General features: G+C 61.9%; 10 protein-coding genes and 1 pseudogene. 2 read left to right on the top strand and 9 right to left on the bottom strand.

Going from position 1 to position 10814, the window contains the following annotated elements; all coding sequences use genetic code 11:
- Positions 1-177 precede the first annotated feature (177 nt).
- Positions 178-1464 (bottom strand): glutamate-5-semialdehyde dehydrogenase, encoded by a 1287-nt coding sequence (locus AW06_RS13000; protein WP_337958786.1) that lies wholly within the window; start codon positions 1462-1464, stop codon positions 178-180.
- 86 nt (positions 1465-1550) lie between these two features.
- Between AW06_RS13000 and AW06_RS12995 the strand changes: the two genes are divergently transcribed.
- Positions 1551-1802: a hypothetical protein gene (locus AW06_RS12995; RefSeq protein ID WP_034950784.1), complete on the top strand. Its 252-nt coding sequence runs from the start codon at positions 1551-1553 to the stop codon at positions 1800-1802.
- A gap of 21 nt (positions 1803-1823) precedes the next feature.
- Here the strand turns inward: AW06_RS12995 and holA are convergent, their stop codons facing one another.
- From holA to AW06_RS12965, 6 genes are all read right to left on the bottom strand, one after another.
- Positions 1824-2828, bottom strand: a complete 1005-nt coding sequence (gene holA, locus AW06_RS12990; RefSeq protein ID WP_034950775.1) for a DNA polymerase III subunit delta — start codon at positions 2826-2828, stop codon at positions 1824-1826.
- Positions 2829-2839: 11 nt separating this feature from the next.
- Entirely contained in the window at positions 2840-3352 is a 513-nt protein-coding gene (gene lptE / locus AW06_RS12985) for an LPS assembly lipoprotein LptE (RefSeq protein ID WP_034950772.1), read from the bottom strand.
- A 19-nt stretch (positions 3353-3371) separates the two neighbouring features.
- Positions 3372-5987 (bottom strand): leucine--tRNA ligase, encoded by a 2616-nt coding sequence (gene leuS, locus AW06_RS12980; protein ID WP_034950769.1) that lies wholly within the window; start codon positions 5985-5987, stop codon positions 3372-3374.
- 87 nt (positions 5988-6074) lie between these two features.
- Positions 6075-6884, bottom strand: coding sequence for a hypothetical protein (locus AW06_RS12975; RefSeq protein ID WP_034950766.1), 810 nt, complete (start codon positions 6882-6884; stop codon positions 6075-6077).
- A 62-nt stretch (positions 6885-6946) separates the two neighbouring features.
- Positions 6947-7738: a hypothetical protein gene (locus tag AW06_RS12970; protein ID WP_138678954.1), complete on the bottom strand. Its 792-nt coding sequence runs from the start codon at positions 7736-7738 to the stop codon at positions 6947-6949.
- Positions 7735-8307, bottom strand: a complete 573-nt coding sequence (locus tag AW06_RS12965) for a sigma-70 family RNA polymerase sigma factor (RefSeq protein WP_246149071.1) — start codon at positions 8305-8307, stop codon at positions 7735-7737. The genes AW06_RS12970 and AW06_RS12965 overlap by 4 nt, the downstream gene beginning before the upstream one ends.
- Before the next feature lie 262 nt (positions 8308-8569).
- On the opposite strand from AW06_RS12965, the gene AW06_RS12960 reads away from it, so the two are divergent.
- Positions 8570-9397 carry a FecR domain-containing protein gene (locus AW06_RS12960; protein ID WP_046536133.1) on the top strand — a complete coding sequence of 276 codons (828 nt, stop codon included), beginning with the start codon at positions 8570-8572 and terminating at the stop codon, positions 9395-9397.
- Between the two features lie 39 nt (positions 9398-9436).
- Here the strand turns inward: AW06_RS12960 and AW06_RS12955 are convergent, their stop codons facing one another.
- Both AW06_RS12955 and AW06_RS12950 read right to left on the bottom strand, forming a co-directional pair.
- Entirely contained in the window at positions 9437-9784 is a 348-nt protein-coding gene (locus AW06_RS12955; protein ID WP_138678956.1) for a hypothetical protein, read from the bottom strand.
- Between the two features lie 568 nt (positions 9785-10352).
- Positions 10353-10796, bottom strand: a pseudogene (locus tag AW06_RS12950) (transposase); the annotation flags it as partial.
- Positions 10797-10814: the final 18 nt, after the last annotated feature.

The raw sequence follows: 10814 nt of genomic DNA, 5'->3' as shown, positions 1-10814 counted from the left end.
TGCTCTTGCTCCTGTTGGGGCCGCTTCCGCAGCCGTTCGTGGGGGCAAGGCTACCACTTATCCTCCTGTCCGAATTTCCGGGGCCACCTCTCCCCTCCCTTTGGAAGACGAAATACCGAGGGAACCTCAGATCATGGGTTATGACTTTCATGATCGGGGGTGGAAAAGTCATGACCGTCAGGCGCGCACCTCGCCGTTACCGAGAACGATCCATTTTTGACTGGTCAGCCCTTCCAGACCGACCGGACCACGCGCATGAATCTTGTCGGTCGAGATGCCGATTTCGGCACCCAGTCCGTACTCGAAGCCGTCCGCAAAACGCGTCGAGGCGTTCACCATCACCGAAGCCGAGTCGACTTCGCGCAGAAAGCGCATCGCCGACGTGTAGTTCTCGGTGATGATGGCGTCGGTGTGATGCGAACCATAGCGATTGATGTGTTCGATCGCTTCGTCGAGGCCGGCCACTACCTTGACCGAAATGATCGGCGCCAGAAACTCGCTGGCGTAATCTTCTTCGCTGGCCGCCCGAGCTTCCCTGACGCGGTCGACGGTTTCCGGACAACCGCGAATCTCGACGCCCTTCTGCGTCAGCATCGCAGCGATCGGTGGCAGCAGGCCGGCGACGACCGAACGCGCCAGCAGCAGCGACTCGGCGGTATTGCAGGTGCCATAGCGCTGCGTCTTGGCATTCTCGACAATCTGCAGCGCCTTTTCGGGGTCGGCGGCGTCGTCAAGATACACATGGCAGTTGCCGTCGAGATGCTGGATCATCGGCACGCGGGCCTCGGCCAGCAGGCGCGAGATCAATCCCTTGCCGCCGCGCGGAACGATCACGTCGACGAATTCGCGCATCCTGATCAGGTGACCGACTGCGGCGCGGTCGGTGGTCTCGATCACCTGTACGGCATTTGCCGGCAGACCGGCGCTGGCGAGCCCTTCCTGTACCAGCGCGGCGATCGCCTGGTTGCAGCGGATCGCCTCCGAACCGCCACGCAGGATCGAGGCGTTGCCGGACTTCAGGCACAAGGCCGCGGCATCGGCAGTGACGTTCGGGCGGGCCTCGTAGATGATCCCGATCACCCCCAGCGGCACGCGCATGCGGCCGACCTGGATGCCACTTGGCCGGAACTTCAAATCACTGATTTCGCCGACCGGGTCGGGCAAGGCGGCAACCTGTTCGATGCCCTCAGCCATCGCCGCAACGCTTTTCGCCGACAGCGCCAGGCGATCAAGCAGGGCCGGTTCGAGGCCGGCGGCACGCGCTGCAGCCAGGTCATCGTGATTGGCGGTAAGCAGCGTGTCACACTCGCGCCGGATCGCCGTGGCGATGCGGTAGAGCGCCATGTTCTTGGCCTGGCTGTCGGCACGTGCGATCAGCCGCGATGCGGCGCGGGCACGGTGGCCAACGGTCTGCATGTACTGCTCGATATCCATGAGACTTCTCTGTTGGGGGGAAGGATCGATTATAGCCACCGTCTGAGTGCATGCGTCAACGGAACCACTGCAAAGGAATGCACTCTCAGACCTATTGTCATTTGTCTGCGCCGATCATGAACAAGAAACTGATACTGCCTGCTGAAGTGAAAGTTTGCGCGACCTGCAGCTACTGGGATGGTGAGCGGATGGTCGATACCGAGTTGCGCCTGGTGGTGGTCTGCGAGGATGGTCAGGGTGAATGCCTCGTGCAGAGCAAATTCAGCCGCGGGCTCAATGACGTGCGCCAGGAAACTGCCGGTTGCGCATGGGAACATCTGGCACCGGACACCGCCTCGGTCGACCTGGAAAGCGACAACGGCCGTTGAAGCTCGAGACAACGCGGTGCTTCAGGCGGCGGTGATGCGCAGGCTCAGTTGTCGGAACTCGTCCCAGACATCGCCGCCAGCGATGCCCTTGATCATCCGGTCGATGCGCGCGGCGTGCACCAGGGCGGCGGCGGCGCGCTCACCGTCGACCCTCTGCAGCGCGCGTTTGATCAGTACCTGGCGCGTGCCCCATAGCCGTGCATCCTTCAACAGTGCGTCCAGCGGCTGGCATCGCGCGAGTCCTGCGCCGATTTGCGCCAGTAGGCGCACTTCCTCGGTCATCGCCCAGAGTACCAGGAGCGGTGCTTCCCCTTCCTGCTGCAGGCCATCGAGGGTACGCGTCAGGCGCGCTACATCGCCGGCAAGCATCGCTTCACGCAGACCGTCAAGGTCGTAACGGGCGACGTTGAGCACTGCCTCGCGAATCTGCTGCAGGCTCAGGGCGCCGGGCGGGTAGAGTACACCGAGCTTGAGGATTTCCTGATGCGCCGCCAGTAGATTGCCTTCGACCCGCTCGGCAATGAACCGCAGGCCATCGGCGGTAGCGCTTTGCTGCTGGCGGTGAAGGCGGACAGCCAGCCACGCCGGCAATTCGGCCAGCGCCGGCGAGAGCAGCTTGACTACTGCCCCGGCGCTAGCCATAGCGCCCATCCATGCGGATTTCTCGTCCCGCCAGTCGACTTCGCTCATGGTCACCAGCAGCAGCGAATCCGGAGAGGGGCGCGCGCAATACTCCTGCAGGGCTGCGCTGCCCTCGCGCCCCGGCTTGCCGGTCGGGACACGCAGGTCGATCAGCGTGCGACCCCCGAACAGAGACATGTTTCCTGCGGCATGGTAGAGGTCGTTCCAGTTGAAACCGGCCATCGCGGTCAGCACTTCGCGTTCATCGAAACCTCGTCGACGGGCTGCGGCGCGGATGGCATCGGCCGCTTCGATGATCAGCAGAGGTTCGTCTCCATGGACCAGATAGACCGGCTGCAGATCGCGTTCGAGATGAGCGGCGAGTTGATCGCCCTTGAGATGCATGCCCGGCTACCTTACTCGGGAGCCGCTGCAAACACCGGTTTGCTGGCAGCCAGCCGGCGCATCAACTGCTGCACCAGGTCATTCTCCATGTCGCGCCAGAGCAGCTTCTCCTCCTGTTGCTTGGCCAGCACGTTGGAGTCATCGTAAGTGAGGTCGCGGACCAGTTCGATGCTGCTCGGCGTGACCAGGTCGCGGCCCTTGTCATCGGTGATCCGATAGGTGTAGAGGTAACGCAGGCGCAGTTCGCTGACGCGGCCCGAGCCCGATACCGAGAGAATCACACGGTCGCGAGACTCGGCTCCCGGGACCAGGGTCGCCTGTGCATCGCTTGCCGTCAGCGCCACGCGCGTCGTTCCCGAGGCGCGGATGGCGCGCTTGAGATTGACGGCGATGACCGAATAGTCGGGCATGGCAATGAAAAGACTTTCGTAGGGCAGCGAATAAGCGCCCCGCAACTGGAAACCGCAACCGGCGAACAGTATCAGCACCAGACCCAGCCCCACCGAATATAGCGCTGCACGCATCGGACGCTTTCGCAAAGTTTCAGGTGACGATATTGACCAGGCGACCGGGAACCATGATCAGTTTTCTGGGCGCTGTGCCGGCCAGATGCTTCTGTGCCGTTTCAGAGGCCAGCGCAGCGCTTTCGATGCTCGCCCGGTCAGCAGCCGCTGGCACCCGCAGGCTGCCGCGCAGCTTGCCGTTGATCTGCAGAACCAGTTCGATTTCGTTCTGCACCAGCGCGCTTGCGTCAGGTTTCGGAAAGGCCTGGCCGGAGAGCGTGTGGCCGGGTCTCAAGGCAGCATAGAGCGCTTCGCAGATATGCGGCACGATCGGGTTGAGCATCAGCGTCACCGCTTCGAGCGTTTCCTGCCTGACGGCGCGTGCGGCGGCCGAGTCGTCGGTGATGCGGGCATAAGCGTTGAGCAGCTCCATGACTGCGGCAATGGCGGTATTGAACTGCTTGCGCCGCCCGTAATCGTCGGCAACCTTGCCGATCGTCTGGTGTAACTGCCGACGCAGGCCTTGCAGTTCGGTAGACAAATGGGCAGCCGGGGTCGGCGCCACCGGGCCCGCCGAGACATGCTCGTAGACGAATCGCCAGAGTCGCTTGAGGAATCGGAATGCCCCTTCGACGCCGGCGTCGGACCATTCCAGCGACTGGTCCGGCGGACTCGCGAACATGATGAACAGGCGCGCGGTGTCGGCGCCGAACTGTTCGATCAGCGCCTGCGGATCGACGCCGTTGTTCTTCGACTTCGACATCTTTTCGATACCGCCGACGATCACTGGCAGGCCATCGGCTCGCAGCGTCGCGCCAACGGCCCGGCCACGTTCGTCATGCACGGCGTCGACCTCGGCGGGATTGAGCCATTGTTTCTTGCCATGGCTGTCCTCGCGGTAGAAAGTCGGTGCCACGACCATGCCCTGCGTCAGCAGATGGGCAAAGGGCTCGTCGAGCCGGTGCTCGCCAAACAGGCCGAGGTCGCGCATCAGCTTGGTCCAGAAGCGCGAGTAGAGCAGATGCAGGATGGCGTGTTCGATGCCGCCGATGTACTGGTCTATGCCGCCCGCGCACCAGTAGGCCACGCGCTCGTCGACCATCGCGTGATCATTGTCCGGACAGCAATAACGCAGGAAATACCACGAAGACTCGACGAAGGTATCCATGGTGTCGGTTTCGCGCCTTGCCTTGCCGCCGCATCCGGGGCAGGTCGTCTCGTAGAATTCGGGCATCCTGGCGAGTGGCGAACCGGCGCCGCCAATCGTGATGTTTTCCGGCAGGACCACCGGCAGGTCCTGGTCAGGCACCGGCAGGTCGCCGCAGGTCGTACAGTGGATGATCGGAATCGGGCAGCCCCAGTAGCGCTGCCGGGAAATTCCCCAGTCGCGCAGGCGGAACTGGACCTTCTTCTCGCCCAGACCTTGGGCGGCGAGGTCGGCGGCGATGGCTTCGACTGCCGTTTTGCAATCCAGGCCGTCGTAATTTCCGGAGTTGACGCAGACGCCGCGCTGCTTGTCGGCGTACCATTCCTGCCAGCCATCGAGCGAGAAGGTCTCGCCCGCCACGGCAATCACCTGTTTGATCGGCAATCCGTATTTCCTGGCAAAGGCGAAGTCGCGCTCGTCGTGCGCCGGCACCGCCATCACCGCGCCGTCGCCGTAGCTCATCAGCACGTAGTTGCCGATCCATACCTCGATCTGTTCGCCACTCAGCGGATGCGTGACGAAAATGCCGGTCGGCAGGCCTTTCTTGTCCATCGTTGCCAGGTCCGCTTCGGCGACGCCACCCTGCTTGCATTCCTCGACAAAAGCCGCCACCCTGGGGTCGCGCGCCGCCGCATAGCTGGCTAGTGGATGCTCGGCGGCGACGGCACAGAAGGTGACACCCATGATCGTGTCAGCACGCGTGGTGAATACCCACAGCTGGCCGGGCTGACCATCGAGTTCATAGGGAAAGGCAAAGCGTACGCCAGTGCTCTTGCCGATCCAGTTTTTCTGCATCAGTCGAACCTGTTCCGGCCAGCCGTCGAGCTGGTCGAGGTCGGCCAGCAGTTCCTCGGCGTAGGTGGTGATCTTCATGTAGTACATCGGGATCTCGCGCTTCTCGATCAGCGCACCCGAACGCCAGCCACGCCCATCGATCACCTGCTCGTTGGCCAGTACGGTCTGCTCGACCGGATCCCAGTTGACCGTTCCCAGCCTTTGGTAGATCAGCCCTTTGTTGTACAGACGGGTGAACAGCCATTGCTCCCAGCGGTAGTACTCGGGTCGGCAGGTGGCGAGCTCGCGCTCCCAGTCGATCGCAAAACCCAGACGCTTGAGTTGCGTCTTCATGTAATCGATGTTGGCGTAGGTCCATTGCGCCGGCGGCACATTGTTCTGGATGGCCGCATTTTCCGCGGGCATGCCAAAAGCGTCCCAACCCATCGGCTGCATGACGTTATCGCCGAGCATCCGGTGGAAGCGTGCGAGAACGTCGCCGATCGTGTAATTGCGCACGTGCCCCATGTGCAGCTTGCCCGAAGGATAGGGGAACATCGACAGGCAGTAGTACTTGGGCCGGTTGATGTCCTCGATGGCGCGCGCCGCACCGCTCCGGTTCCAGAAGTCCTGAGCAGCGATTTCCACGTCCGCGGGTTGATACTTTTCCTGCATGGCCGGTCACAATCCAGAAAGAGGCTGAAGCGCGGATTATACGCATACGTGCTTGGGCTTGCCCTGATCGGGAGATCGCAAAGCGGTTCAGTTCCGCGGATCGGGGACGAAGCCGCCCGGAAAGGGGTTCGGAAGCGAATTTGGTGTCGGCTGTTGCCGGGGCGGCCGTGGAATGATGCCCTGGGCGAGCAGATTGCTATAGCTGTCGTAATGAATGGTCAGCACTTCGGAGGGAGCGTCACTGGCACGTCGAAACTCGGTGTATTGCGTCGGCGCGCTGATGCGCTCGCCATGGCCGGTGCCCAGACGACCCTGACTCTCCGCCAGCTTGCCGGGTGCTTGCGAAGGCGCCGGCGCAACCGCCCTGGCCGCGGTGCTCGATGTCGCCCTATCGGCAGCAGGAGCGTCGTCGCGCTCCCGCGACGGCGTCGTGACCTGCGGCGGCGGCAATGGCTCGGCTTCCCGATAGACGGCGACGCCAACCACTCCGACGTTCTGTGGGCGGTCGGTGCGGCCGGCATAGCTGTCGGCAACGCTGGTGAAGTAGAACGCTGCCACATCGTCCATGCTCTTGCGCCAGCCGGAGATCTCGGCGGATTGTCGCGCCACCAGGACGTAACCTGATTGTGAGGTGGCGGCAGTCTGGCCGCTGAGTGCATTGATGCCGTCAACCGAGAGCACGGTCAGCACACGACCGCTGCTCTTGTTGCGCAACATCACCGCGTAGCGGTTACCGGGAGTCCCGACCACGTACAGGCGGCCGTGGTGGCGATAGACCTCCAACGCCTGACCACTGCTGCGGTCGATGATGCCGACGTCGACCAGTGCGCCGGCGTCGGCAATGCTGATGCAGCCGGCCAGCGGCAGGGCAGCGAAGAAGGCGGCGAGTTTTTTCATGAGGGACTCCTTGGGTGATGTGATGACCATGTAAACGCCCGCCGCCGGTAAACGGGGTCAATTCATTGACGAAATTCTTCCGGTAGCGGGTAATCCGGGTTCGCCCGACGAAACTCCTGCAGTTGCCGTTCGGCTTCCCGGTGCCTGCCATCGCGTCGCAGTGCACGGATTTCATCGAGCCAAACGTTGGCGCTGCGGCCGTTTTCGGTCTTGGCCAGTGCTGGCGCCGCCGCTCGCTCGGCTGCAGGAGCTGAGTCGATACGCTTCGCCGTCTGGTTGTCGCTGACCGTGGCAGCGGGCGAGGGAGCGCTGTCCAGCACGGCTGGCGCCGCCGGTGCCGCGGCGGGCAAGGACTTGCTCGGCGGGGTTGCGGCTAGCCCTGGTTCGGCAACAATGTCGGATTTCGATGGACGGTCGCTCTCGCCAGCGCTGACCGAGGGCTTTGCCGATTTGCCGTGCGCTTCGCTGGGCTGTGGAGGTGGCGCGGTTGCCCTGGCCGGTTCAGGAGCGGCAGCGGAACCGGCCTGCTCGCGGACGCCACGACTCGGCGCCTCATGTCGCGCTGGCGGGGCTTCCTGCTGCAGTTTCGGTGCCTCCTGCAGACCACCTGGCTGCCGCTCCTGCAGCAAAGCCAGGGTGATGGTCAGCAGCAAGGTCGTGGCAAGGGCCAGTGGTGCGCGCCAGCGCAACCACCAGGTGTCGCGATGTGGGTTCGCCGGCGATTCGGCAAGAGCCGCCCGTGCCGCAGCGAGAATGCGCTCGTCCGTAGCACGCGACGGTTGCTCAGTTGCATACTCTCGATACAATCGGGAGAGTTGCGGATCGCTCGGAGAGTCCTGAGAGTGCTCAGTCATAACAGATCCTGCAGCGAGTGTCTGAGTTTGGTCAGCGCATAGCGCAACCGGCTCTTGGTCGTTTCGCGGCCGCTGTCGGTGGCGACGGCAATTTCCTCCAGGGTCAGTCCACCCTCTTCGGCGAGTAGAAAGACTTCGCGTTGGGCTGGTGGCAACGCCGCCAGCGCCATGTTGATCCTGTGCGCCGCATGGTGCCGCTCGTGCAAGGCGTGCGGCGTCTCATGGCCGGGAGCCGGCAGGCAGGCAATCAAATCATCGACCTGATCTTGATCGTCAGCGTTCGGCGCCAACTGCGCCAGCGCTTGTGGAGAATGTTTTCGGTAGTGATCGATCAGCCGGTGGCGCGCGATCCGGAAAACCCATGTCGAAAAACGGGCTAGAGGCTGGTAGTCGGCACGGGCCTTGACCACCTTGATCCAGACTTCCTGATAAAGCTCTTCGGCTACCGCCGGGTCGCCGCATTGCTGCGCCAGATAGCGATAGAGCGAGCCGCGATAACGACGATAGAGCGTTGTGAACGCATCTGCATCACCCGCACGATAGGCCAGCATCAGTCGTTCGTCACTCAAGTCTGCTTGCATTGCGGCAGTCTAGCCGCTGCGCGGACAAACGCAAGCCAGCTCCACAGCTCGCGCATGTTGAGCATGTTGACAGTGCAGTGCAGGCAGTCGCGCTTTGCACAATGATAGAATGCCCCTTTCCCCTGGCCGCAAGGAACTGTCAATGAACAGGCATTGTATCTGCGCTCTTTTCGCCATGCTTACCGGGAGTCTGCTGCCGCAGACGACAAGCGCAGTAACAAGAGCAGACGCCATCGTCGACGGAGTGCTCATGCCTGCCTGGCTTGAGCGACTCGGCGTCCGGCAGGAGCTGACACCAGGGATGGTTCTGCAGAATCGCGACCGGGTGATCAGCGGCCCTAGGGCCAGGGTCAGAATTCGACTGGGCGATGGCAGCACGGTCGGAATGGCTGCTGACAGCCAACTCGACCTGAACGCACTTGGCGTACGTGAAGCGCAGGTGTTTACGGCCGCTCTCGATGTCCAGCAAGGTGCTGTGCGTTTCAGTACCAGCGCCTTTAACAGGAATCATCGGCAGCGAGCTGTCAATTTGCGCGTCGGCACGCTGACTGCGGGAATCAGGGGAACCGATGTCCTGGGCAGAGTCGATGCGGAAAGTGACCGCATTTGTTTGCTGGAGGGAAGTATTGTGGTGCTGCACCCCTTGGCAGAGGCGCTGCAGATAGATACTGCACCAAGCTGCTATCTGGCACCAAAAGGTGATGCACCGGCACCGATCGAGGTAGTCACTGCCAGCCAGCTAGCATCGCTGGCGGCGCAGACCGCGCTACCGGCAGCTCCGCCCCCTGTTGCCGTGCCAACAGGCATGTCGCAGGTCGCCGACCGCCACGCCACGCGTCGTGGTCGGTGGGTAGTCGAGCTGGCAACGCTCGATAGCGAAGCGGCAACCTTGTCTTTGTACGATCGTGCACGCACCGCTGGTTACCCGGTCCGGATCATGCCGAGAGCGAATGCCGACAGCGGTTACGATTACACCGTTCGTCTCGCGCAACTGCCGACACAGAGCGAAGCTGCCGCATTAGCAGTGCAAATTGCAGAGTCTCTGCAGATTGCCTTGCCGGTCGTTGTGCGTCACTGACAAGCCTGCGCTCTGTTGGTCTGCTCGTCGCCGAGGTTCTCAGGCAGTGCGGCGCGGACCTGGAAACACGCCGGTCCAGTTGGACAGGCTCAGTCTGATGATGTTCTCGAGGGTAATCATATTCAGTTTCGAGATCCGGTTCTGGTGGCGCCACAGCCAGGAAACGCAACTCCTGGGCCTAGCCGTTTGACGCACCACAGAGGATGTGCCCTCGGCTTCCGCGAAGTCGATAAAACGTTCCATGGCCAGGTGACAAAAATCCGAGCTGTCGCAGCAGCCGGCAATGGTTTCGGCTTCCCCAGCCGCACGGCGCCAAAGTTTAAGCGCAAGTTCTTCGCTGATGCCCGTTTTGTGGGCAATCCACGGCAAAATTTTTGGTGCTTTCATACGAGTACTCCTGAATAACTGGCAACGCCAAACACTGCAAGCCGTCAACCGCGACCTTGTGAGTCAGGGTTTTGTTGCAGCGCAGCATCATTATAATGAGTGTCCATCCAAAAAGTTAGGCTTATTTTTCAAATTTCTCGGCAAGCCATTGGCGGAAGTTCCAGTCATGATCAGTAACGGAATACCCATGGAAAGTCTGTTTGCTTTTCCTGCTGAATTAACACCCGAATCAGTGGTTGGCAGGGCCATTCCAGCCACCTCGCCAACCTTTGATCCGATGACAGCCTAGCATTGCCGCACGCGGTACGCCGTGCGGAAAGCCACGAAGACACGTGGAATCAATGAGACGCCTGCTGATCTCCGCCGAAATCGCTAAGCGGTCTCGGATAAGTTCTCCGACAATCACAGGGCTGAATTCCTCCTCGGATCGCTGCTGGAATGCCGGAAGACTTTTCTAGCAGCCTGTCGGACTTAGGGCAGGGAAAACCCGAAAATTTCACAATGCGGGATGAAAAGGCCGGAGTTTCACGATTTTCCGGTTTTTTCGAGGGTTTCCCCTCGTTTTTCCCTACTGTGGACGCAATGCGGCCATACGCTTTAAATTCCACGCGAGGCAGACGAGGGTCCACTCGCCGGTGACCTTCTTCAAACCGCGCAGCGAGAACTGGCGGAAGCCCATCACCGATTTGATGATGCCGAAGACCGGCTCGACCGTCTGCTTGCGTAAAGCGTAGAGCGCTCGTCCGGCCTGGGTCTTCAGACGATGGGACAGGGTCTGCACGGGTGTGGCATTCTTGGGCAGGGGCGCCGGTTCGCTGTGGCGCTCCCGCCAGCCCGGATGGTGCTCGTCGCGAGCCACCGCGATCAGCGGCTCGATCCCGGCCGCCTCGCACGCCTGGATGTTCTTCTCGCTGCAGAAGCCAGTATCGGCGATCAGGCAGTTCACGGCACCGAGCGCGTCGGCCTGCGCCTTGAGCGTCGCCAGCATCGGCTCGACCTGCTCCTTGTCATTAGTCTCTTATGACTCAGG

Origin of the sequence: Candidatus Accumulibacter cognatus (assembly GCF_000584975.1) — a bacterium.
GTDB lineage: Bacteria > Pseudomonadota > Gammaproteobacteria > Burkholderiales > Rhodocyclaceae > Accumulibacter > Accumulibacter cognatus.
Note: the sequence above shows the minus strand (reverse complement) of the source record. Positions and strands in the feature narration are given on the sequence as shown.

What these genes read in the sequence shown, in the direction of transcription:
- AW06_RS12995 (WP_034950784.1), top strand. Translation starts at nt 1,551, where the DNA reads ATGAACAAGAAACTGATACTGCCTGCTGAAGTGAAAGTTTGCGCGACC.
- leuS (WP_034950769.1), bottom strand. Translation starts at nt 5,987, where the DNA reads ATGCAGGAAAAGTATCAACCCGCGGACGTGGAAATCGCTGCTCAGGAC.
- AW06_RS12960 (WP_046536133.1), top strand. Translation starts at nt 8,570, where the DNA reads ATGCCTGCCTGGCTTGAGCGACTCGGCGTCCGGCAGGAGCTGACACCA.
- holA (WP_034950775.1), bottom strand. Translation starts at nt 2,828, where the DNA reads ATGCATCTCAAGGGCGATCAACTCGCCGCTCATCTCGAACGCGATCTG.
- AW06_RS12955 (WP_138678956.1), bottom strand. Translation starts at nt 9,784, where the DNA reads ATGAAAGCACCAAAAATTTTGCCGTGGATTGCCCACAAAACGGGCATC.
- AW06_RS12970 (WP_138678954.1), bottom strand. Translation starts at nt 7,738, where the DNA reads ATGACTGAGCACTCTCAGGACTCTCCGAGCGATCCGCAACTCTCCCGA.
- lptE (WP_034950772.1), bottom strand. Translation starts at nt 3,352, where the DNA reads ATGCGTGCAGCGCTATATTCGGTGGGGCTGGGTCTGGTGCTGATACTG.
- AW06_RS12975 (WP_034950766.1), bottom strand. Translation starts at nt 6,884, where the DNA reads ATGAAAAAACTCGCCGCCTTCTTCGCTGCCCTGCCGCTGGCCGGCTGC.